The 24,348-nt window shown below is 46.4% G+C and carries 20 protein-coding genes and 1 tRNA gene; 12 read left to right on the forward strand and 9 right to left on the reverse strand.

Annotated elements, in window-relative coordinates:
- Positions 1–320 precede the first annotated feature (320 nt).
- The gene (locus tag RIB93_RS02085) at positions 321–746 is read left to right on the forward strand and encodes a hypothetical protein (RefSeq protein ID WP_446369835.1); all 426 of its coding nucleotides are present in this window, start codon (positions 321–323) and stop codon (positions 744–746) included.
- 117 nt (positions 747–863) lie between these two features.
- Here RIB93_RS02085 and RIB93_RS02090 read toward each other — a convergent pair whose 3' ends face one another.
- Both RIB93_RS02090 and nifJ read right to left on the reverse strand, forming a co-directional pair.
- Complete coding sequence (locus tag RIB93_RS02090; protein ID WP_446369837.1) at positions 864–1,880, reverse strand: dihydroorotate dehydrogenase-like protein; 1,017 nt, start codon at positions 1,878–1,880, stop codon at positions 864–866.
- Between the two features lie 80 nt (positions 1,881–1,960).
- On the reverse strand, positions 1,961–5,575 hold the full coding sequence (gene nifJ, locus RIB93_RS02095) for a pyruvate:ferredoxin (flavodoxin) oxidoreductase (protein ID WP_446369839.1): 3,615 nt from the start codon (positions 5,573–5,575) through the stop codon (positions 1,961–1,963).
- Positions 5,576–6,543: 968 nt separating this feature from the next.
- Here nifJ and RIB93_RS02100 point away from each other — a divergent pair.
- From RIB93_RS02100 to RIB93_RS02110, 3 genes are all read left to right on the forward strand, one after another.
- Positions 6,544–6,696, forward strand: coding sequence for a hypothetical protein (locus RIB93_RS02100; RefSeq protein WP_446369841.1), 153 nt, complete (start codon positions 6,544–6,546; stop codon positions 6,694–6,696).
- A 433-nt stretch (positions 6,697–7,129) separates the two neighbouring features.
- Positions 7,130–7,288, forward strand: a complete 159-nt coding sequence (locus RIB93_RS02105) for a hypothetical protein (RefSeq protein ID WP_446369843.1) — start codon at positions 7,130–7,132, stop codon at positions 7,286–7,288.
- Between the two features lie 120 nt (positions 7,289–7,408).
- Positions 7,409–7,693, forward strand: coding sequence for a YggT family protein (locus RIB93_RS02110; RefSeq protein WP_446369845.1), 285 nt, complete (start codon positions 7,409–7,411; stop codon positions 7,691–7,693).
- Positions 7,694–7,707: 14 nt separating this feature from the next.
- On the opposite strand, the gene accC is transcribed toward RIB93_RS02110, so the two are convergent.
- Complete coding sequence (accC, locus tag RIB93_RS02115; protein ID WP_446369847.1) at positions 7,708–9,063, reverse strand: acetyl-CoA carboxylase biotin carboxylase subunit; 1,356 nt, start codon at positions 9,061–9,063, stop codon at positions 7,708–7,710.
- 159 nt (positions 9,064–9,222) lie between these two features.
- Between accC and RIB93_RS02120 the strand changes: the two genes are divergently transcribed.
- The 7 genes from RIB93_RS02120 to RIB93_RS02150 all read left to right on the forward strand — a co-directional run bounded on the left by RIB93_RS02120 (position 9,223) and on the right by RIB93_RS02150 (position 16,947).
- Positions 9,223–9,304 (forward strand) — tRNA-Leu (locus RIB93_RS02120).
- 574 nt (positions 9,305–9,878) lie between these two features.
- Complete coding sequence (locus RIB93_RS02125; RefSeq protein ID WP_446369849.1) at positions 9,879–10,232, forward strand: hypothetical protein; 354 nt, start codon at positions 9,879–9,881, stop codon at positions 10,230–10,232.
- Between the two features lie 156 nt (positions 10,233–10,388).
- Positions 10,389–11,183: an alpha/beta fold hydrolase gene (locus RIB93_RS02130; protein ID WP_446369851.1), complete on the forward strand. Its 795-nt coding sequence runs from the start codon at positions 10,389–10,391 to the stop codon at positions 11,181–11,183.
- 199 nt (positions 11,184–11,382) lie between these two features.
- On the forward strand, positions 11,383–13,644 hold the full coding sequence (locus tag RIB93_RS02135) for an adenylate/guanylate cyclase domain-containing protein (protein ID WP_446369853.1): 2,262 nt from the start codon (positions 11,383–11,385) through the stop codon (positions 13,642–13,644).
- Positions 13,645–13,954: 310 nt separating this feature from the next.
- Positions 13,955–14,248 carry a hypothetical protein gene (locus RIB93_RS02140; protein WP_446369855.1) on the forward strand — a complete coding sequence of 98 codons (294 nt, stop codon included), beginning with the start codon at positions 13,955–13,957 and terminating at the stop codon, positions 14,246–14,248.
- 283 nt (positions 14,249–14,531) lie between these two features.
- Positions 14,532–15,716, forward strand: coding sequence for a GNAT family N-acetyltransferase (locus RIB93_RS02145; protein ID WP_446369857.1), 1,185 nt, complete (start codon positions 14,532–14,534; stop codon positions 15,714–15,716).
- 295 nt (positions 15,717–16,011) lie between these two features.
- On the forward strand, positions 16,012–16,947 hold the full coding sequence (locus RIB93_RS02150; protein WP_446369859.1) for a DMT family transporter: 936 nt from the start codon (positions 16,012–16,014) through the stop codon (positions 16,945–16,947).
- A 463-nt stretch (positions 16,948–17,410) separates the two neighbouring features.
- Here RIB93_RS02150 and RIB93_RS02155 read toward each other — a convergent pair whose 3' ends face one another.
- Entirely contained in the window at positions 17,411–17,509 is a 99-nt protein-coding gene (locus RIB93_RS02155; protein ID WP_446369861.1) for a sortase B protein-sorting domain-containing protein, read from the reverse strand.
- A 145-nt stretch (positions 17,510–17,654) separates the two neighbouring features.
- Positions 17,655–21,059 (reverse strand): UvrD-helicase domain-containing protein, encoded by a 3,405-nt coding sequence (locus RIB93_RS02160; protein WP_446369863.1) that lies wholly within the window; start codon positions 21,057–21,059, stop codon positions 17,655–17,657.
- A gap of 125 nt (positions 21,060–21,184) precedes the next feature.
- On the opposite strand from RIB93_RS02160, the gene purN reads away from it, so the two are divergent.
- On the forward strand, positions 21,185–21,844 hold the full coding sequence (gene purN, locus RIB93_RS02165) for a phosphoribosylglycinamide formyltransferase (RefSeq protein ID WP_446369865.1): 660 nt from the start codon (positions 21,185–21,187) through the stop codon (positions 21,842–21,844).
- A gap of 139 nt (positions 21,845–21,983) precedes the next feature.
- On the opposite strand, the gene RIB93_RS02170 is transcribed toward purN, so the two are convergent.
- The 4 genes from RIB93_RS02170 to RIB93_RS02185 all read right to left on the reverse strand — a co-directional run bounded on the left by RIB93_RS02170 (position 21,984) and on the right by RIB93_RS02185 (position 24,348).
- Complete coding sequence (locus RIB93_RS02170; RefSeq protein WP_446369867.1) at positions 21,984–22,271, reverse strand: type II toxin-antitoxin system RelE/ParE family toxin; 288 nt, start codon at positions 22,269–22,271, stop codon at positions 21,984–21,986.
- Positions 22,268–22,534, reverse strand: a complete 267-nt coding sequence (locus RIB93_RS02175; protein WP_446369869.1) for a ribbon-helix-helix domain-containing protein — start codon at positions 22,532–22,534, stop codon at positions 22,268–22,270. Before RIB93_RS02175 ends, RIB93_RS02170 begins: the two co-directional genes overlap by 4 nt.
- Before the next feature lie 165 nt (positions 22,535–22,699).
- Entirely contained in the window at positions 22,700–23,293 is a 594-nt protein-coding gene (locus RIB93_RS02180; RefSeq protein ID WP_446369871.1) for a CPBP family intramembrane glutamic endopeptidase, read from the reverse strand.
- A complete protein-coding gene (locus RIB93_RS02185; protein WP_446369943.1) occupies positions 23,293–24,348 on the reverse strand; it encodes a DUF3326 domain-containing protein in 1,056 nt (351 codons plus the stop codon). The genes RIB93_RS02180 and RIB93_RS02185 overlap by 1 nt, the downstream gene beginning before the upstream one ends.

The raw sequence follows: 24,348 nt of genomic DNA on the forward strand, positions 1-24,348 counted from the left end.
GACAGGGGAAATCATCTGGGTTGCCAGATGAGCCTGAGAACCCTCGGATGGAATGGGTTCAACTCAGCCTATTCGAGTGGAGGGGAGAGTGAGTAATTACTCTTCAGAATCCCCCGCATTCTATGCGCGGGGAGTCGTCAAACTGAATAAGAGTTTTAGTCGTCTTGAGACGACTTGCGCTTTTAGCCAAGAACTTGAGTTCTTGGCGAGTGTCGAGGCTTATTGACAAAGGTGCAAGTATCGGGTATCGCCCATTTCCTAGTTCCCTGTGACACACCGAGCGAAGCCGAGGTGTTCCCTGTTCCCTTTAAAGACATATTATGCCGCTATTAAAAATGAAATTACACCTCAGCAAACTGCGTCAAATTCTCGCCTTGTTTTTAATTCCAATTTTCTTGATTTTTGGTTTCGCGATCGCAGACAATAGTAGCGACGCCTTAGCCACCCCTCTAACGCCTACAGCACAATTAACCCCATCTCATCCCCAATCTGAGAAATCTGTCGATTTAGACAAAGGGAGTGAACAAGCGAAAAAGGCATCAGAAAAGGCATTTGAGGGCTTAGAGACAACCAAGGAATTGATTGGCAAAACCGAGAAAAGAAAACAGGCGATTGAACATGGACGGAAAAAGGCAAGCCGTAAATTAGACTCGATGGCTAAAAAAGCCGAAAAAGCTAAAAAATCCGAAGAATCCTTGAACCACACCGAAAAACTAACCCTTGATCGGATAACTGACGGTAAATAATCCAGTCAAATCGGGCGCAAATCTTTGCGCCCCTCCGGTTTCCTGGATGATTTGTCCCGATCAGATCCCCAACTTATTCCAGAAGTCGGGGATCTAATTAATGAATTGGCGTTCACCCTACGGCGCAAACCCCACCAATTGAGGCTTGTATGTCTGAATCGCCTTCATGTACTGCGCCCGTTCAAAGCTACTTTCATCAGGACAGTTAATCTGACTCATGCTACCCTGCATCTGCTTGATCGACTCATATTCATGTTCTTCCATCCAATGGCGTACCTCTTGCTCAATCTCTTGTAGATTGCCAATCCCATGACGCAGCAGTACACTGACGATTTCCGTCACTTTCGCACCTGCCATCATCATTTTGATCACATCCTGCCCTTTATGTACCCCACTGGTAGCAGCAAAGTCCACCGACAGACGACCATATAAAATCGCAATCCAGCGCATGGGTAAGCGCATCGCTTGCGGTGTACTCAGCAATACATTGGGTGAAACTTCCAATTCCTCAATATCAATATCTGGCTGGTAAAATCGGTTGAACAAAACCAAACCATCAGCACCCGCCTCCGTCAACCGCTTCGCCATATTTGCCATATTGCTGAAGAAGGGACTGAGTTTAATCGCAACCGGAATATTTACCTCCGATTTCACCGCTTGCAGAATATCAATATAATTCTGCTCGATTTGAGCCCCTGTCTGATCCATATCCGTGGGGATGCTATAGATATTCAACTCCAACGCATTCGCCCCCGCCTGCTCAATTTCCTTGGCGTAGTGCGTCCAACCGCCCACGGTGGCACCATTAAGACTAGCAATGATCGGCATATTCACCGTCTCTTTTGCCTTGCGGATATGCTCTAAATATTGCTCTGAACCCACATGAAAGACTTCTGCTTCCGGGAAATAGGTCAGGGCTTCGGCAAAACTTTCGGTACCATACTCTAAGTGATGGTGTAACTCCAACTTTTCTTGGCGCAGTTGTTCTTCAAATAAGGAATGCAGCACCACAGCCGCCGCCCCTGCATCCTCCATACGCTTGATATTGTCAACATCTTCGGTCAAAGGTGCCGCCGCACCAACCACGAGTGGCGATCGCAATTCTAACCCTAGATATGTTGTTGTCAGATCCATCCGTTTAAACCTCTCAATTATTTATGGGTAATCCTGTGGCGGGTGTAGAGACGTAGCATGCTACGTCTCTACACTATTAACTAGGTACTCGTCGGTTCCTTAACTTCCTCACCAGTTTGGGTTGTCTGACCATTTCCATGACCGTTTTGGGTGTCCAACTGACGGGCTGCCAGATATTGGTACATATGCCACCGAGTCTGCACATCCTGCTGGGCTTCTCCTAGAAGACGTTTAGCATCTTCTGGCTTACTCTTGGTCAGCATCTTGAAGCGGTTTTCTTGATACATGGATTGTTCCACCGGGAATTTCGGACTCCGCATATCCAGTTGCAGGGGATTCTTCGCTTCTTGGACTAAATCTGGATTGAAGCGATACAGCAACCAACGCCCGGACTCAACCAACGCCTTGTGATGCGACATCGATGTGGTCATATTAATCCCGTGGGCAATACAGTGCGAATACGCCAAGATTAGGGATGGACCATCATACGCCTCCGCTTCTAAGAACGCCTTCAAGGTATGTTCATCCCGCGCCCCCATTGCCACACTAGCAACATAGACATTCCCGTAGGTCATCGCAATCAAACCTAGGTCTTTCTTAGCTGACGGTTTACCCGCTGCCGCGAATTTCGCCACCGCCCCCCGTGGGGTAGCTTTGGACGCCTGACCCCCGGTATTGGAATAAACCTCGGTATCCAAAACCAAGATATTCACATTACGACCACTTGCCATCACATGGTCTAAACCACCGTAACCAATATCATAAGCCCAGCCATCACCACCGATAATCCAGACACTCTTCTTGACTAGGTAATCGGCTAAACTTAACAACTGCTTGGCTTCGGGAGAGTTCATCTCTGGCAGTTTCTGCTTGAGTTGCGCTACTCGTTCCCGTTGTTCCCAAATATCGGCTTCAGATTTCTGTTCCGCGTTGAGAATGCCACCGACTAAGTTATCGCCAATCTCACCCGCTAAAGTTTGCACTAACTCGGCGGCAAATTGGGTGTGTTTGTCAATGGAGACGCGGAAGCCAATGCCAAATTCGGCGTTATCTTCAAACAAGCTATTTGACCAAGCCGGTCCACGCCCTTCAGCATTCTGTGACCAAGGCGTAGTCGGTAGGTTTCCACCGTAAATCGAGGAACAGCCTGTGGCATTTGCCACCACCATGCGATCGCCAAATAGTTGAGTCGCCAGTTTCAGATAAGGCGTTTCGCCACAACCGGCACAAGCCCCGGAGAACTCAAATAGAGGTTCTTGCCATTGCTGCTGACGAATTCGGTCTAAGTTTAAGGAACGGCGATCGGGATTAGGAATATCTAAGAAGAAGTCCCAATTTTCCTGTTCTTGATCCCGCAACGGTAACTGGGATTCCATGTTAATCGCCTTCAGCTTCGGCTGAGACTTATTCTTCGCCGGACAAACATCGACACAAATTCCGCAACCAGTGCAGTCTTCTACCGCCACCTGAATCGTAAATTTCTGTCCCCCATACTCTTTATCCCGCGTATCCGTGGACTTAAAGGAATCTGGGGCATTTTCTAACACCTGTGGGTCATAAGACTTGCCTCGGATCACCGCATGGGGGCAAACCATGACACACTTACCACACTGGACGCAGACATCGGGGTCCCAAACGGGAACTTCTAATGCTACATTGCGTTTTTCCCATTTGGTCGTACCGGTAGGGAATGTCCCATCCACGGGCATGGCACTCACGGGCAGGTCATCGCCACCCCGCGCCATCATCTTACCTAATACATCCCGAACAAAGGCTGGGGCGGTGTCGGGAACCGGGGGACGCATATCCACGGTGCTGTCCAGGGTGTCTGGTACTTGCACTTCATACAGATGCGCCAAGGCATTGTCCACCGCCTCAATATTCATGCGGACAACTTCTGCACCCTTCTTGCCGTAAGTCTTTTCGATGTACTGCTTAATTTTCGCGATCGCTTCTTCTTTGGGTAAGATATTCGCCAGTTCAAAGAAGCAGACTTGCATCACAGTGTTAATCCGTCGTCCCATCCCACTGTTAATGGACACTTGATTGGCGTCAATAACATAGAACTTCAAGTTCTTGTTGACAATTTCTTCTTGTACCGGACGGGGCAGCAGACCCCAGACTTCATCGGGTCCAAAGGGACTATTCAGCAAGAAGGTGGCACCAGGGGCAGCACTACTAAGAACGTTCAATTTTTCCAGGAACAGCCACTGGTGACAAGCAACAAAGTTGGCTTGGCTAATCTGGTAAGTTGAACGAATCGGTTCTGGACCAAAGCGCAGGTGAGAAACAGTAACGGCACCGGATTTCTTGGAGTCGTAAACAAAGTAACCTTGGGCGTAGTTCTCGGTTTCTTCACCAATAATCTTGATCGAGTTCTTATTCGCGCCAACAGTACCATCTGACCCTAAGCCATAGAACACACAGCGCACCACGCTTTCGGGTTCCGTGGAGAAGTTGGGATCAAAGGAGAGGCTGGTATTGGTCAAGTCATCGTTGATGCCAATCGTAAAATGGTTTTTCGGTTGATCAGCCGCCAGGTTATCGAAAATACCCTTAACCATGGCGGGGCTAAATTTCTTAGAGGATAAGCCATAGCGTCCACCGACAACCTTGGGTTTGGGACTATCCGCTTCCCAGGCTTCCTGAACCGCTGTAACTATATCCAGATAAAGGGGTTCGCCACCAGCACCCGGTTCTTTGGTGCGGTCTAGGGCAGCAATACTCTTGGTGGTAGCAGGCAGCGCTTTGACCAACTGTTTCATATCAAAGGGGCGATACAGCCGCACTTTGATCATCCCCACTTTTTCACCCTGTTTGTTCAGGTAATCCACGGTTTCATGGGCGGTTTCTGTGCCCGATCCCATGAGGATGATTACTCGTTCGGCATCGGGGGCACCGTAATATTGGAACAGTTCATACTTGCGCCCGGTGAGTTCGGCAAATTTGTCCATGGATTTCTGGACAATTCCCGGACAGGCGTTGTAGTAAGGATTAACGGTCTCCCGTGCTTGGAAATAGACATCCGGGTTTTGGGCGGTGCCTCGCAGAACGGGGCGATCCGGGGTTAGACCCCGCGCCCGATGTTCCATCACCCGTTCATCGTTGATCATTTCCCGCAGATCTTCGTCTGCCAGAAGTTCAATTTTCTGAACTTCGTGGGAAGTGCGGAAGCCGTCAAAGAAATGGATAAAAGGAATGCGGGATTCGAGGCTAGCGGCGTGGGTAATTAACGCTAGGTCATGTGCCTCTTGGACTGATCCCGACGCCAACAGACCAAAGCCGGTGGCACGACACGCCATCACATCTTGGTGATCCCCAAAAATTGACAGGGCTTGGGCGGCTAGCGATCGCGCGGCGACATGGATCACGGCTGAGGTCATTTCCCCGGCGATTTTGTAGAGGTTGGGCAGCATTAACAGCAAGCCTTGAGATGCTGTGAATGTACTGGTTAATGACCCTGCCTGCAACGCGCCATGGACTGTACCTGCCGCCCCTGCTTCACTCTGCATTTCAATGATTGAGGGAACGGTTCCCCAGAGGTTCTTACGACCTTCTGAAGACCAAGCATCTGCCCATTCTCCCATGGGAGAAGCGGGGGTGATCGGATAAATGGCGATCACTTCATTAAGTGGGTAGGCAACGCGAGCTACCGCTTCGTTTCCGTCTAGAGTTGCAATCGTTCGTTTCGTCATAGTTACAAACCTTTTTGGGTTGCTAGGTAATCTTTTTTGTTTGGGGCGCTAAACTTCAACTTAATTCCTTGTCTATTGCAAATCCCCTATCAATTTCGTCTCTTCCACTACAAAACGTCAATTATATTGGCGATCGAATTAGCATAAATTTTCCAATTGAGTCCTTCCTTGAACAACGTCAATGTTGTTTTGTCTAGGGGACATAAATCGACATTCAACCCCCATGCTATATGGCTGACGGTCGTTTCCGGAATTCGTTAATGGTCTTTTAACCTTCCTGTCTGCTTCCGGATACTCTTCTATTATCTAACAAAATTTTAGTAATTTAGGTAGTCTAACTTTTTTTTAATTTATTTAAGATTTTGGCAACTCCCTACCTTAAAATAATCTAAATAATAAGCTGTATTAGTTTTTACAAGCTGGGAGATTTTAACTTGATTAAGTATTACTGCAAAATAATTAAGAAATATTTCATTTTGTAAATATTTCTCAGCGTCTCAGCCATTGAGGGAGATGGGCTTCACGGGGTGACAAGCTTTTCTGTTGTGTTGAGCCATCCTGCTTTTAGCCCATTTCTTATTGTCACAGATAGGGTCAAAGATAGCGGTTGTTTCTGGGGGACCAGCCCCCCAGACCCCCCGATGGGGGACGAGCGCCTCCCCCATACCCCCTGCGCAACGCTTCGCTAATCCCATATCTCATGGCTGTGGTCTTCATCTGTCAATAAGGGTGTCAATAAGGCTTCATCTTTGGAGATACTAATGTCTACTCAAAGCCTGATTTTTAAAGGTTTTAGACGGCTTGTCACCCCTTCAGGAGATGGGCAAAAATCTGATTGGTCACAGTACGGCAGGATTGCTAGTGCAAGAAGGCAGAAATAACGCCAGCAGCTAATATCTCCCCCAGCTCCCTCAGCTCCCCCAGCTCCCTCAGCTTCATCGTATCTACGAAGCTGCTCAAGTATTTTCATGCCTGATGCACTAGGCTGGCTCTATACTCGTCACTATCGGCAACGAGTGCGATCGCTAACCCTGTTGGGTGTCGGTGTGTATCCAGGGATTGACTGGCAAGCGCACTATTATCGGGATACGCCGTCAAACCCCTGTTTTTCAAGCAGCTAAAAAACCGCGCTTGTCGTGACAGCAAGTTGGATCGAATATTCCAATTTCTCAATCTACCCTTGCTATTACTCATATCCATATTTTTACAGCGTATAGGGGTTACCTACTCACTGTTTTCTTTTCCAAGCTTCACTGTTGGCAGTTCCGGGTAACTACCTTAACAGGAGACGTATTTGGGATGCAACTCCCCTATGATTCGGCTGATGTCGCTGAACGAGTGGGACGGAATTGGATTGACTTTAGATCTCAGACTCCGGTGACATAAAGTAGTGGTTTCAACGTGACATTCTTCTACACTCAATTAAAGTAAGACGTGTAAGGAGGTGGACATGATTATAGCACTTTATAACGCGGTGTAGTACAGTATTTGTAAGGGTTTGAGGCTTCTTTACGAGACTTAACACCTTGCCGTTTTCTTGTTTTCGACTACTTAATGACTCAAGCAGAACAAGATTTACTCGAAAATTTTATCGTTGATAGTGATGAATTAAAACAGAAAGTGCAAGCCGCTTGGGAGGATTTCATTAGCAGAGACTTACCCGTTATTCGAGAGTTAACAACTCAGGTGTTTGAAACTGAATTGTCATCCTAGCTCTTATCTGAATACGGATATCCTACCCTATCCCTGATAGTATGATAGTAGTTCATCCCAGTCTTGCGTTAGACTGGCTAACTGATTTCCATACTTTTCTGTGAAATTAGGACTTATCTCATGAATACTGCGACACTGGCAACATGGATTCTCAGCCCTTTACTGGGACTAGCTATCTTACTCTTCATTTTCCGGATTGTCCTGACCTGGTATCCTCAGATCGATCTCAACCGCTTCCCCTTTAATCTGGTCGCTTTGCCCACCGAACCTTTTTTAGTCCCAACCCGCAAACTGGTGCCGCCCATTGGGGGTGTGGATATTACGCCGATTATTTGGGTTGGGATTGTTAGCTTACTGCGGGAGATTCTTGTCGGTCAGCAAGGATTACTGACCCTGATCCACTGACTTACCCTAACCCTTTAAGATTGGGCGGTTGCCATCATTTGCTCAACAAAATTCGTATAAACATCACCACTGAGAAACGCTGGGGTTTCTAAGATTTTTTGGTGGAAACTCAGCGTGGTGGCAACACCCGTAATCGCACATTCGCGCAGGGCGCGTTTCATGCGGCGAATTGCGGCATCGCGGTTGGGTGCCCATACGATTAACTTGCCGATTAATGAGTCGTAATAGGGGGGAATTTCATAATCGGTGTACACATGGGAATCCATCCGCACGCCGGGTCCTCCAGGTGGCAGATACCCACTAATCCGCCCCGGTTGAGGACGGAAATTGCGATCGGGATCTTCGGCATTAATCCGACATTCAATCGCATGTCCCTTAAGCGTTACTTGGTCTTGAGTCAGTTTCAAGGGTTCGCCTTGGGCAATCCGAATCTGTTCGGCAATTAAGTCCAATCCTGAGATCATCTCGGTGACAGGATGCTCAACTTGAATGCGGGTATTCATTTCCATAAAATAAAAATGACCCATGGCATCCAGCAGAAACTCAACCGTACCCGCCCCAACATAATTAATCGACTTGGCAGCCATGACAGCAGCTGTTCCCATTTTTTCTCGCAGTTCTGGGGTCAAGGCGGGACTGGGGGCTTCTTCTAAGAGTTTCTGATGGCGTCGCTGAATGGAACAGTCACGTTCTCCCAGATGAATCACGTTACCCTGACTATCGGCAAGAATTTGAAACTCAATGTGGCGGGGACGGACGATAAATTTTTCCAGATAAAGTCCTGGATTGCCAAAAGCGGCTTCGGCTTCCCCTTGGGCGGCTTGAAACAGGCGACTCATCGCACTCTCATCGGGAACCAAGCGCATCCCTCGTCCACCACCTCCGGCTGTGGCTTTAATCATCACCGGATAACCGATGTCTTTGGCAAGTGTGATGGCTTCTCGTTCACTACTCAACAATCCCTCACTTCCGGGTACGGTGGGTACTCCTGCCCGTTGCATGGTTTCCTTAGCGGTGGATTTATCCCCCATCGCCCGCATCGCTTCAGGTGACGGACCGATAAAAGAGATTTGATGATCGGCGCAAATTTCGGCGAATCGGGCATTTTCTGCCAAAAAACCATAGCCAGGATGAATGGCGGTGGCATTGCGCGTCAGGGCGGCGGCAATAATGTTGGGAATATTCAGGTAACTTTTGCTACTAGGCGCTTCACCGATGCATATAGCTTCATCCGCTAGTTGAACATGGAGGGCTTGTTGATCGATGGTCGAGTGAACGGCAACGGTGGCAATTCCCATTTCTTCACAGGTTCGGAGAATCCGCAGGGCAATTTCCCCACGATTGGCAATTAAGATTTTGGCAAAGTCCATAAAACAGCGTTGCTATATCCGTATTCTGTAGGATAAGGGGGATTGTCCCCTTTGGTGGCATCCTTTGGGAAGCGTGGGTGACGTTCTCGGCGTGGGATTTCAACAAAATTGTCGGGAAGTCGTAATTTCTCAAAAGAGCTGATATAATGGGTTAGCCATGCGGATGTGGTGGAATCGGTAGACACGCACGCTTGAGGGGCGTGTGGCGTAAGCCTTGCGAGTTCGAGTCTCGCCATCCGCACTCCCTGGTGTATGAGGGCATCGGGAAGCGACTCGCATTGTTTGTCCGTCCCAACTTTGTCCGTCCCAGTAGGGTAGCCGGGGAAAAGATGTGCGATCGCCTGCGTCTGGGTGCAGAGAAAATTTAGGATTGAATGTCACTCCAGATTAGGGGACGCTTGTATAAATAAGGCGTTTGACAAATCTTTAAGGTTTCTTTACATTGCTAAAGGGTAATGGCGTGGGTGGGAAAAATCCCCAGCCCTTTAGACTTCAGCGCCTGTGAGAAAGGTTGCTGGTAAGATCTCTAGTCAATCTCTGACTGTGGAAGCGCTAAAGCGCTCACTACGAACGGAAGCGCTAAAGCGCTCACTACGAACGGAAGCGCTAAAGCGCTCACTACGAACGGCGCGATCGCACGTTTCTCCGGAAATGGCTATGTTGCGGTTGAAGGTGAATACAAGTCAATCGCAAGTAAGCGATGTAGCTATTTAACAATCCGTAATACAATAGTTGATAATACTCAACAAAATTGTTCGGTTGACAACAATAGGGAGGTGAAGTTTATGTCTACAGTTTACAAGGAGCCAAACTTCATGCGAATCGATCTAACCGATAATGTTTGGGTTAATACCCTGATTCCCAGTGCTAACCATGCCGCGTTGCGTTGTGGATTTGCGGGATATCCAGTAAATCCTCGTTGGAATGCTGCCAAGTTTAAGGCTTGGAAAACTGGGCGTCAGTGGCGAGAGGCATTAGCACAAGGGGAAATGGCGGTGCGTTCTCACGATTCCATGTTAGTTCCGGTTTCTGAGTTAGACGGGGATGGTTTAGAGGAGAACCAAGCGAAGGCTTCCGACTCGCAACCCGTTGCATCTACCAATCATTCAGGGTTTAAGTTTCCGTTGAGACCTAAACAAATATTAGCCGCATTCCATGCTGTCTCTTGAAAGACAAATTTTATATGCAGGATTTTCAGGGGAGAGACGCGATTAGTCGCGTCTCTCATGGTATTTGCCGATCTCAGGAGTCCTTTTTTCTCCACAATTGAGTACGTTATGGAAATAGAACTCATACCTTGACCAATGACCAATGACCAATGACCAATGACCACAAGTGTATTAGAACGCAATCATATCAATATTCTCGGTGAAGGGACTCAGACGATCATCTTTGCCCATGGCTTTGGTTCAGATCAAACCGCTTGGCGTCATCAAGTCGCCGCCTTCGCCTCTGACTATCGGATTGTCCTTTTTGATCATGTTGGTGCCGGAAAATCCGATTTTTCTGCCTATAGTCCTCATCGCTACAGTAGTCTCTATAGCTATGCTGAGGATTTACTGGAAATCTGTCACGAGTTAGAACTTACAAACTCCATTTTGGTGGGTCACTCAGTCAGTGGTATGATTAGCTTGCTAGCCGCGCTGACCAATCCTTCATGCTTCAGTCAGCTTGTTTTTGTCGGTGCATCTCCTCGGTATCTCAACGATGTGGGATATGTGGGTGGGTTTGATCAGTCTGACCTAGATGCACTCTATGGGGCGATGTCAGCGAACTACTATGCTTGGGTGAGTGGTTTTGCCTCCATGGTGATGGGAAACCCTGAACGTCCGGAACTAGCAACAGAATTTGCGAATACTCTGACGGCTATTCGTCCAGATATTGCTCAAGCTGTTGCTCGAGTTATATTCCAGTCGGATCACCGGAAAGAGTTATCGTGCCTGAATGTACCGACTCTGATTCTACAATCGAGTGATGATGTTGCTGTACCTCCAGAAGTGGGTCAGTATATGTCAGATAACATCCCTGAGAGTCAGCTAATCAATATAAAAGCATGGGGTCATTTACCTCACTTGAGTGCGCCAGATACCGTAACACAAGCGATCGCGGCTTGTCTTTAGTTCTTAACTTAAAAGGTGTTGATATAACAGTAGTTCGTAGTCGGCATCCTTTGTGCTAGAAGTGCTTTGGCTCTGATGACAAACACTCTATGTCAACAACATTCTTCTTCACTTAACGTATTATTAATGCTCATTGTTATCCTTGGCTCATCCCAATCAGCTTCCTACATTTAGGCGATTTTTAATCGGACTATTGCTGATGCTGGTTGGACTAGATACGCTTAATCCCAGCAGAATCTCGACACTGAGTCTAGTATCGATTGTCTTTACTGTCATCGTTTTGTTCCCTCTACCTGCTTGGGTTCTGAGTCTGTTCACCGCCATAAGAACGGGAGTAGATAAGGGAGTAGAGGAGCCGAGAAGCAGAGGAGACAAGGGAGATGGTGCCAATCCCCGATCGCTGTCTGTAATCGGGTTGATTTTGATCGTTGGCTGGCTGCTTGTGAGTCGGTATGCCTACTTATGCCCTTGGCTCACAGGAGTGAGTTTGGCGATCGCATCGGGTTTGCTAGTGCGTCGTTTCCTGTTAGAGATTGAATGGAAATTAGCAGCGGGTTCTGTACTCGCCGCGATCGCCCAATCAGATACCAATACTCCTGATCAGCTAATTGAGCAGGTTACAGGCTTGTTGTATGAGTTATCCCAAGCCGACGCCGCGATCGCACTGCGTCAACTCGATCAGGTAACGGCTCAATCACTCGTCAGTTTCCCGCCTACAGCCCTACCGAATAAACTGACAACGCCGAAACTCTTTGCTGAAGCCCTAACCCATAACCGCACCCTATTCTATGAGAATTATCCGGCGACGCCCAAAGCCGCCCCTGTGCTTGTCGCCAAAGGTACCAAGTCTCTAGCGGTACTCCCCTTGCGAAAGGAACAAACCACACAGGAGCAAGGTGCTATCTTATTACTCTGGTATCGCCAAACTTACCTGCCCTCCTATCAGCGTCATTTCCTGGATTTACTGCTGGGAGAACTTCATACCCTCCTACGTCTGCAAACCACAGCGTTTCGCCTCGAACAACTCCAAGCCCGCTACAATGCCATTTTAGAAATCCCTCAGGGCGTCGTCTTTGTCGATATCAGTGGCGGACAAGGTTGGCTAAATCCAGCCGGGGCAAAGATTTTGGGATTAAAACAAGGAGAAGCGGAACCGAGTGCGATCGCCCAGGCGATGGCAACCTTACGCAGCAGCGCGGATAATCAGGAGGAGATTGCTAAACAGGCGGCACAGCTTTTTTCCCAACCGGACGTCGAAATTCACGACTGGATCTGGACATTTAGTCATCCCAAATCAGTGGTATTGAGTATCTCAAGTTTGCCGACTTACGGTCAAGATATTCAAGGTCGCCTCTGGTTGTTTAATGATATCACTGAGAAATATTTGGCACAACAAGCATTAGCTGAACGTACAACCCAACTGGAAACGGCGAATGAACAACTGGAAACCGTTAATGATGCATTACGATTTACGCAGTTTTCAATTGATCGAGCGGCTGATGCAATTTTCTGGATTGGGCAAGATGGAAAGATATTGTATGTCAATTATGCCGCTTGTCGGTTGTTGGGGTATCCTCTGAATGATTTGCTGTCGATGAAAATTCATGAAATTGATGCTAATTTTACAGCTCAGAGTTGGTCAGATCATTGGCATATTCTTCAAGAATGTGGTTCCCTCTGTCTTGAATCTCATCATCGCAGTAAAACGGGTAAACGTATCCCCGTAGAAGTGCGAATTAGTTATTTAGAATTTAACGGCAAGGAATACAACTGTGCCTTTGTCCGTGATATTACCCAACGCAAGCAAGCTGAGAAGGCATTGCGTTGGGAACAGGAGAAATCTGATCGTTTATTGTTGAATATTTTACCCAAACCCATTGCCGAGCGATTAAAACAGGAAACCTGTCTGATTGCCGATCGCTTTGCCGATGTAACCATTTTATTTGCCGATATTGTGGGTTTTACCGATATTTCGGCTCGGATGCCACCCGCGCAATTGGTTTTCTTATTAAATCAGATATTCTCCCGATTTGATCAATTAACGGAAAAACATGGGTTAGAGAAGATAAAAACAATTGGCGATGCTTATATGATCGCCAGTGGTATTCCCACTCCTCGCAAGGATCACGCTGAAGCCATGATCGAAATGGCATTAGATATGCAAATCGCCATGGCTCGCTTTAATCAGTTTCAGGATGAAAATTTCTGTCTGCGGATTGGGATCAATAGTGGTCCTGTGATTGCTGGGGTAATTGGCACTAAGAAATTTATTTATGATTTGTGGGGAGATGCAGTCAATACCGCTAGCCGCATGGAATCTCATGGCATTCCTGACAAGATTCAGGTGACAGAAACGACATACAAGCTCTGCAAAGACAAGTTTTTATTTGAGCAGCGGGGTCCAATTCCGGTTAAAGGTAAGGGAGAAATGACGACTTATATATTTATTGATCGTAAATAATTCAATACTTGTTCATGGTTCATGGTTCATCGTTGGCTTATCTGCTAACGTGGGTATACTGTACAGCATTTGATTGAGTTTTGTTATATAATTATTAGTTTACCGAAAAAATATTGATTTTTTTTTAGTAATATCAAAAAACATAAAATTAATTATTTTTACATAAATGTGCAACATTTGTCAATCCGCCAAAGTACACAAAATAATCCGAAAATTTGGCGGAAGCGAAAATATAGGAATCGAATAAAAATAAAAGTAATATTAATCAAGAGATGTAAATCCCTTTAGCAAAGACGGAGAGATTAGCCTCATGTTCATGTCAACCTTGCTCTATCTGAATCACTACATCAGAATTGAAATGCCAAATCCAGATGTTGATAACACCATCTATGTGTCTATTTGCCGAGCTTCCGGAACCTATGATCCCGATGAGTGCGAACCGTATGTAACGGATTACCAAATCAGTGGGAAGTCCCCTGATCCAAACGATTGGATTAAGGAAGCCATGGATAGCGCGATCGCAACATTGGATCAACTAGGGGTGAAATACTACAACCCAAAGTTTTTGACGGCGCATCCTGCTTGTAGTCAACAAGTCGCTTAACCCAACGCCGCCGACTGCATCTGGTATCGTTGAACCCGGAAAATTGATCAAGAGTTATTCTAGTCCTGTGATCATCGCCTTGCCGTTCCAACCTTTTTTAAGTTGGTCTTTTCAATAGCCGCTACCTTGGCAGGTTCTTAGTTTTCACGGTATGTGGCGCAACCAAGGACATCCAGATGTGACTAAACCCGCCCCGACTGAGGTTTCTGGCGCAAGAAGGAAATTCTCAATGAATGTATTACAATTAAATACTTAAATACAAATAGTATTATTAGAGTGCAAAATGCTTACCAGCGCTCAACTTGATTATGGATGCATCTCCAACCCAGACGAAGCTGAACAACTTGGGGAACTACTGACGCAATGTTTCGGCAGTGCCCTTAACGATTGGCAAGTTTACCTAAATCGTATTGGTCAAGATAATTTACGGCTGATTCGTCAAGGAAAACAGATTGTTGGCGGTTTAGCGATTTACTCTATGGGTCAATGGTATGGCGGTCAATCAATACCTATGGCAGGAATTGCCGCTGTTGGCATTGCGCCAGAGTATCGGGGTACAGGTGCAGCTTACACACTGATGCAATGCACACTCCAAGAACTTCATCAGCAAGGTGTACCCATTTCCACTCTCTACGCCGCTACCCAGGTTCTCTATCGCAAAGTCGGCTATGAACAAGCCGGGATTCGCTGTAGTTGGCAGATACCAACCCAGACAATTCAACTACGCGATCGCACTTTACCGATGTCTAGGATAAAACCCGTAAACTATGAGGTTTTTCAGGACTTATATTCTCAACAGGCGCAAACAACCAATGGTAATTTAAATCGAAATCCAGCGATTTGGCAAAATCTGCTGGAAGCACCAACTAATCAGTCGATTTATGCTTATCTTATCGGTGTCGAATCTCAACCGGAAGGCTATGTTATCTGTACCCAATCTTCAAACGCTGAGGGCTTATTGCTGAATATTAAAGATTGGGCATTCCTGACCCCAGCCGCCGCACGACGTTTTTGGACATTCTGCGCGGATCATCGTTCTCAGGTGAGGCGAGTACGGTGGTACAGTTCTTTGATGGATAGTTTAACATTACCCTTAGTGGAGCAAACGGCTCAAATTCGCCAGCAAGAACGTTGGATGCTGCGGATTCTTGATGTCCCTAAAGCGTTGGAAAAACGAGGATATCCTTTAGAGATTGAAACCGAATTAAATTTACAGGTTCAGGATGAATTATTTGCCAGAAATAACGGTAACTTTATCTTGAGTGTTTCCCAGGGACAGGGGAAAGTCACGCCGGGAGGGACTGGTGAATTCCGCTTGCATGTAAGGGCGTTGGCTTCTCTGTTCACCAGTTTATTTACGCCTGAGCAACTGCAACGGATGGGTTATTTGGATAGTACAGCGGCAGCGTTGTCAAAGGCAAGTTTGCTATTTTCAGGTTCCTTACCTTGGATGCCGGATTTCTTTTAATCGGGATTGGGAATTGGGGTTGGCATTAGTTTTAAGTTGAATGTCACGCTCCTTAAGGCTGGTGGGCAATGCCCACCCTACGATAGATAAAGGGTTTTGGCGCTCCCAAAATGCTTATTTCCGTGCTATTCGTGTTAAGTTAAGCTACAGCCTATATCTTCAATTTAGGAAAGGGCGGGTTTTGTTCTAAATGTTATTGGTGATATTCAAGTTTAGTGGCTAAACCCGCCCCTACAATTGGCAGACGCTTCAAAAGCACGTCTCTAAATGACTTTTTACTTTTTTTACGTTATTCATGGCACTTCATCAAACTTCGGGACGCTGGCGCTTGGGATTAGCGCTATCTTTAATTACTGTATTTATGTGGGGGATTCTCCCCCTAGCGCTAACCATAACTCTTCAGGTGTTGGATGTTTATACAATCACCTGGTTTCGTTTTCTCATGGCTTTTGGATTGCTGGCGCTTTATTTAACCACAAGACAACAGTTTCCGTCATTACAGCAACTGCGTTCAGCCTCTCTGGGACTCCTCGCGATCGCGACTCTTTTTTTAGGAGGTAATTACCTGCTATTTTTGCAAGGGTTAGGGCAAACGTCTCCCACAAATGCCCAAGTGCTGATTCAGTTAGCCCCCATGTTTTTGGGTTTGGGCGCTTTGGTTGTGTTTAAAGAACGTTATACTCTGCGTCAATGGATTGGTGTGGGTATTCTGGTGTTGGGATTTACTCTATTTTTCCATGATCGATTCCAAGTCGTAATTACCTCACGCTCTACCTATCTATTGGGTAATATGATTATCGTCTTAGCTGCTGTAACTTGGGCAATTTATGCTTTGGCGCAGAAACAACTTTTGCATAAGTTACCGTCTACTACGATAATGCTGGTGATTTATGGCGGCTGTGCTGTATTATTCACGCCGCTAACGACACCGCAATCCCTGCTCAGTTTGAGTCCGTTACACCTGAGTTTACTCCTCTTTTGTGGATTAAATACCCTGATTGCGTATGGGGCGTTTGCAGAAGCTTTGGAACATTGGCAAGCCTCGCGAGTGAGTGCGGTATTGGCACTTACACCGTTGGTGACATTAAGTTCAGTTTGGATGGCTTCGCGCTTTATCCCCAGATGGGTTGCACCAGAACAGTGGACAGGTTTAGGGTTATTGGGGGCGATGTTAGTGGTGTCGGGTTCGATTGCGATCGCGTTAGGGCGTCGATCCAGTCATAAGTTATAAGTCAATTTTTAAGTTTCATGACAATAACTCTTCTGCGATAAATCAGGCTCATTAACGGCTTAATCCTAAGCCAGGACTGGATTTACCAGGCAATTTTCCTAAGACGCGATCGCACTATCCTATGCTGAAGATCACAATTATCCTGTGACGGAAATCTCTGGATCATTACAGGCGTCATCGCGTAGGATGCAATAGTTCATCTCAAACCTATCGTGGTTTAAAGGAAGGGGCATTATGAACACCTCTTGGATTCGCACCGCAACCATTACCGTCATTGATGTGGCTTTGCTTTGCACCGCCCCCTTATTAATTGAACTATTTTCCCACTTGCCATAACTGGATTGCCCAAAAGTTTTGAATACAGATTCAACCCGTACCCAACAGATACAGCAACAGGTTAACCAGGCGATCACGTCTCTCAAGTCTCAAGGAATCCACGATTGGGAGATTCTCGATGCTTGGTCTAAACTACTCCATCAGCAGGGTAACTACGCGGCTGCTGACACATTGGCATCCGCCGCCTACGAATTAGGTAAGCCGCGCTAATGATAAAAATAATCATTGTCAAAAATTTGGCTTAGGGGTGATTTATTTTCCTCTTGCCTATTGCCTTTTGAATAAGGGCGGGTTTTGTTGTTCATTTATCGGTGACAAGTAGTTTTAGTGACTAAACCCGCCCCTACAATTGACTTTTATCTATTTCCCAACTAATTTACTCGTTGTATATTGGTTCGCTTAGGGTCAAGAATTTTTTGTCCCAAACTGGGAAACTTAACCGCAATACTAACTTTCTTGCCTGAACCAAACACATGGGTTACTTCTCCGATACCGAAGGTGTCATGACGCAGTAAATCGCCTTTTTTCCACTCTTTCGATTTTGCCGTTGAACTAGAGGATTTTGATGACTTTTCCGTTGAGGCAGAAGGCGTTTGCTGTTTCACTTTCACCAAGGTACTGCTAATTAATTCTTCAGGTAACTCATCCAAAAACTGAGACCGAACCGCTGGTTCACGATACCCATAAAGACGACGTTCCCGGGCGTGGGCAAGAAAGAGTTGTTCTTGGGCGCGAGTAATTCCTACATAACAGAGACGGCGTTCTTCTTCTAAAGCAATTGGGTCATCTATCGTCCGGTTATGGGGAAAAAGTCCTTGTTCTAAACCAACTAGAAACACAACCGGAAACTCTAATCCTTTAGCCGAGTGCAACGTCATTAACGATACCGCTTGTTGCCCATCTTCCAAATTATCTAAGTCAGACGCCAGAGACGCATTTGCCAGAAACCCTTCTAAGCTGCTATCTTCATTTTCTTCCTGAAATTGAACGACAGCATTATAAAGTTCATGGATATTTGCCAATCGGTTTTCCGCTTCGTCTGTGCCTTGATTTTTTAGGTCATCAGTATATCCAGATTCCTCCATGATAAACTTAATAATTTCTACCGCTTCTAAGTTTTCCGTATTCTCTTGGCACTGCTTAATCAATTGGGCAAACCGATTAACCGCTTTAGCCGAACGTCCAGCAATTGTATTGACCGAGGTTTCATCCTGGATAATTTCCCAGAGGGGAGTTCCCAATTCTTGAGCCGCCAGCACTAAATTATCAATTGTGGCTTTACCAATACCCCGTCGTGGCGTGTTAATAATCCGCAATAAACTGACAGTATCGCTGGGATTGGCAATGGTTCTTAGATACGCTAAGGCATCTTTAACCTCTTTGCGATCGTAGAACTTCAATCCGCCGATAATCACATAAGGTACTCGACCGCGCAGCGCGTCTTCTAAGGGGCGAGATTGGGCATTCGTCCGATAAAGGATGGCAAAACTGCCCCAATCTAGTTCCGGGTTCTGTTGATTAAGTTTCAGAATTTGTTGAACAACAAAATGAGCCTCTTCTAACTCATCCTCGGCGTGATGACAGTAAATGACTTCCCCAAAACCGCGTGTGGGTCTGAGAATTTTGTCAATCCGTTGGGTATTCTGTTCAATTAAATAGTTCGCGGCTTGGAGAATATTTTCGCGCGAGCGATAGTTTTCCTCTAATTTAACCATGGTGCGGGTTGTTTCATCAGGCAACCCATCACCAAAGTCTTGCTGAAATCCCAATAAAATGGTGAAATCTGCCATCCTAAAGGAATAAATTGAGTTATGGACTAGCATACGATTCGCTATATAAGTATGAGCCACATCGACTTCTAGGTCATACACGTCTCCCTCATACTCATCTTGCCAAACTTGCTCAATTTCCACCTCTGTTAAGGTATCATCCACCTCGACTAGCACTTTCATTCCGGGGTGGAGATGAGATAAAGGCATAAAATAATAACTTGTGCCACTGATTAATGCTTTGCGTTGAATTTCCAGTTGACCTGCATCGGCAATAGAATGCGCCATACTCACCGCTTCTTTGTATGAAACTCTCGCTGTTTCAACCCGATACCCTCGGCTATTTTTCCCCGAACGAATGGAAAAGCCAGCCGCTTCTAAGTTGGTCGCAATATCACGACGATTAGAACACCATTGGATGCGGTGATAACTTGCCGATTTTTTATTGTCTAACCGAGGTGTACCAAACATAACCAGATTTAATGTCTGTCGGCGCAAACCATTTTGAGGACGGTAGTGAGGAAAATCTGGATGCAGCCAGAGATCTTGCATTAATCGGTGAGCATTGGTGATGGTATCAATTTCTTGGTATAGGCGAAAAATCCACTCATCATTCAGGCGCATTTGCCTACCTTTACCATGAAATACTAGCGTTGGTAACCCATATTTAGCTGCATAATAGGCTTCATAGTAAGCTGCTTCTTCATAAGACGTTGTAGTTTTCAGTACCCAAAGCTTATCCCCATTTTCTTGGGCAATACGAACTTTAAAGCCGAGTTCATCGCATCGATAATCGTTGTGACGTAAACTTTTAGTGATGCCGATGCGATAGCCGCGATCGGCTCGATACATCAGATACACATAATAATGCCCTTCAATGGGTGTCATTCTGGCAAGAACAATATGATGAGGCGTTCCACGTAATACCTGTTCACCCGCACGAATTGACCAGAGAGTTCCACAAAAGTATCCTTTTTTGATATGCGTGATTTGATGGGGGTAAAGTTGTTTTTGTCCGGTTGGTGAGAGAACCTGATCTCCCACGTTCAAGGTTTCAATGGCTTTCTCGCCGACGGGGGTTAAAACCTTAGTTCCAGGAGGAAAACACTGATCGGCATCACCGACTACAAACACCGAACGATCGCGCCAATCCCATTGCGTTTTTTCTGGTTCGCCGTTTGTGGTTAATAGGTGTATCAGTTCGTACTGAATCCGGTTAGTATCTTGATATTCATCCACTAAAATATGGCGAAATTGATTGTGCCAATATCCCAGAACGGATTCGTTTTGTTGGAAGAGTTTAACGGGGACTAAAATTAGATCATCGAAGTCCAGGGCATTGTTGGCGGCTAACTGGTCTTGATAATGGTGATAAACTTCAGCATAGAGTCGCCCTTTATAACCAGACTGTTCTTTTTCAAAGGCTTGGGGTGATAAACCTAAGTTTTTGGCATTGCTAATCGCGTAGCGAATGGTACGAGGATTAAATTTTTTATCGTCTAGATTTAATTGTTTGGTGACGATTGTTTTTACCAGCGTTTGGGCGTCGGATTCGTCAAAGATGGAAAAATTACGCTTCCATTGGCGTCCTTTTTCATCTGTATATTTATTGATGTCATAGCGGAGAATCCGGGCAAACAGGCTGTGAAACGTACCAATCCACAAGGGTTTGATATATTTTTTATAGACTCGCGATCGCAACTGGGTTTGTTCAAGTTCTGGAAGTAACTCCAAACGCTGATCTCGTGTTTGGGTGGCGAGTTGCTGGGCGAATAGAGTTTCAATCCGGGATTTCATTTCCCGTGCAGCTTTATTGGTGAACGTAACCGCTAAAATGTTTTCGGGATCGACTTTATGGGTGAGAATCAGATTGGCAATGCGATAGGTTAACGCCCTCGTCTTACCCGAACCCGCCCCCGCCACAACCAGCAAAGGACCGCAGAAATGTTCGACGGCGCGACGTTGAGAGGGATTGAGGTGCGTCAGGAAGTCAGTCGATTGAGTCATGGCTAGCTGAGGCAGAAGGGTAAGGGTTTGGCTATTTTAGTACAGGTTATCGTATTTTGAGGCAATACTGTATCGGGCAGACGCCACCCAACAATTATGATACTCTTGGTAATTCCTGTAGTTCTATGACCAGCAATACCCCAGCGACAGACACAACCCCTAGTCTTATTTCACCGTCGGTTACTCCTAAACCAGCCCAAGATACGCCTCCTGTAAAACTAGGAATTATGGTATCGGGAAGTGGTAGCAACTTTGAAGCCATCGCCCAAGCGATCGCAGATGGGCAACTCCATGCCCAAATTCAAGTGATGATCTACAATAATCCCGGTATCAAAGCCCTCCCCAGAGCCGAAAAATTCAGTATTCCCACCGTTCTCCATAATCACCGGGATTACAAAAAACGGGAAGCCCTCGATGCTCAAATTGTCCAGACATTGAGACAGTATCACGTTGAACTCGTGGTTATGGCGGGTTGGATGAGAATTGTCACGCCAGTCTTGATTGATGCATTTCGCGATCGCATCCTCAACCTCCATCCGAGTCTCTTACCCAGTTTCAAAGGGATTCACGCCGAAGCAGAAGCCTTAGCCGCCGGGGTGAAAATTACTGGATGTACAGTACACTTAGTTAGCCCAGAAGTCGATAGTGGACCCATCTTAATCCAAGCCGCCGTTCCCGTGTTTCCTGACGACACGCCAGAGACGCTACACGCCCGGATTCAAGTTCAAGAACATCGCATTTTACCCCAAGCGATCGCCCAGCTCGTCGTTGCGCTTGGGCGCTAAAAATCCCAGCATCGCCGACTATAAACCGTGATCGGAGCGGGTTTATTGCCATCGTATTGGCAAAACCCGATTATCGGGAAACCCGCCCCTACCAGCTAACTGGAGTTTAGACTAAGAGGAAGGGGAAAACGATTACCTCTTAAAACAACGATTCTAAATCCCGATACCCACTCACCACCCGCACAATTTCCACGCCATCCTCAATCACCCGATAAAGAATGATGTAACCTAAGAGAGGAACACCCCGTAACAACGGTTCAATGTCAGCATAAGAACGCCCTATATTGGGAAACTTCACCAAGTTCTTACATTTCTGCTCAAACCCATTTACAAACCGTTCACCAGCCGCTATACTCCGACTCAAAAAATAATCAGAAATCTCATCTAAATCCTGACTCGCTTCTGGAGAAATAATGTAACGGCTCATTCTTGATTTTCACCCGCTTTGTGAAGCTTCTCCCGCAACCTAGCAATCACCACCTCCCCATCAATTCCTTCTCCTCTATCAAGCTGTGCAATACCAACCGCTACTTTCCCCCGCGTTTCTTTCAGCCATTTTTGATAGTGATTATCACGTTCTTCAAGTAATCGCAACGCCTCAACAATCACCTCATAAGCGCTTCCATACTTGCCACTTTTGAGCCTTTCTTGAATCAACTGCTCCTCTTCTGGTTTAAATGTAATATTCATCCTCTCAAACCCCCTAAAACCATTAACTTTATTGTACTAAATGCTCAAAGATTCAAAATTTGTGCTACATTCTCAGCAATTCTCTCCTCCAACTCCCGCGCTCTCTTATCAAAGCTAATCGAAAAATTAAAATGGCTTCAAAAAGTCGGGGATCTATCCAAGGATCTACGCTTCAACCTCTCGATGTCCTAACTTCCAAAAGAAACTAGACAGCCAATTGGTCGCTACATGAGCCACAATCGGAACCAATAAATTCCCTGTCCCTACAGCACTAACCCCCAGTAACACTCCCACAATCGTTGCCCAAACCACATAGGGCCACTGTTGGGAACCACTCAAATGTAAAACGCCAAATACCAAGCTAGAAATAATCACACCCACGGCATTCAAACCAATGGCGGGTAACATTACCCCTCGAAACAGTAACTCTTCACTCATACCCGGAAGTAACCCCAACCAAATCAGATCCGGTAATACCAACGGCTTTAAAACCAAGTTGAGGTAAACGTCAGCACTTTTACGGTAGCCTGACCAGAGGCGATAAACCACACTACTCATCGCGGTAATTCCTAAGCCTATGCCTAATCCGATGAGTAATCCTTCTACAGTAAAGTCTAGGGATAAAAGTGTTACCGACCCAAATCTCAGCCAGAGTTTAGCCACGACGAGCAAAACAACCGCCGTTATCCCCATGGCAACTAACACTTGGGTGCGGGTGAGGGGTTCAAAGTCAGGGTTATCGGGAAGCTGTTTAGTCACTAATATATAGATAAGTTATGCATAGACGACAGGGAGGGACTCAGAGCATCGGCACTAATTCCAGCGCGATGGATCACTAACCTACCCAGTGCCTCTAAATACGAGTGTACTCGCACCGCTTTGATTGCCAAAGGTTCTGGAGGCACTTGCATTGAGGTTTGGTTATCCTCAACGGCAATAATTTGAGTCCGTAACTGACTTAAGCTTAACAAGGCACTACCACCACAGGCACTAGCAGGAATCACTACTGCATCCACATCCTCTGCCCAAATTGCTCCCGGTTGACGCCGCGTCACCTGAAATTGCGGGGCGCGACTTAACCCCACCAGCACACAGGGTAAAAACGTATAGCCTAATTCCTCGGCGGCCGATCGCGGCGACAAGTTCGGTTCTAGGGGAAGGGGCATTAATGCCGGGGCGTGGGCGCAAGGGATTTGGAAGGTTCGCACGATTAGGTGAGAGATCACAGCTTCTGCACCCGCCAAAGGATCAACTCCTTGTCCCTGTCGGTATGCTTCTAGGGCTTCGCTTCCCAGATCATCGGGAAAACGAGCCACTACTGCGATCGCGTCTGCCTTTGCCTGTTGAATCAGCACCTCAGCCGATCGCAACAAACTATCGGGATTGCCTATTGTACCCCAACTCGCCCCCGATGGTGCTGTCCGCAGTTCCACATTTAAGGGCGCGTCGGTGATTACGTAATCAGTCAGATTTAGTCCTAACGTGGCTCTGGTGGCATCAGCTGCTTGCAGATGGCGTAAACGCAGATCCGGTTCAATCCCTTGGTCGAGAATTAACCCCACCCGATTTTGATGCACAGGTTGTAATCCCCAGCATCCAGCGGCGAATTTGTCAAGCCCATAGCCTTCGACATAGAGGGCGTTGGGCAAATTCCAATAGAGTTGAGCGCCATTGAGGACATTAGGATGAGTAATTAGGCGATCGCAGACTTGCGCGATCGCTCTGGCGACGGGTAAAGCGTCTCCCGCATAGCCACCAATGGATGCGCCAATTCCTGTGGGAACGATTAAAACAACAGTATAAGGACGCACAAT

Origin of the sequence: Coleofasciculus sp. D1-CHI-01, from assembly GCF_040218875.1 — a bacterium.
In the GTDB taxonomy this organism is placed as follows: Bacteria; Cyanobacteriota; Cyanobacteriia; order Cyanobacteriales; family Coleofasciculaceae; genus Coleofasciculus.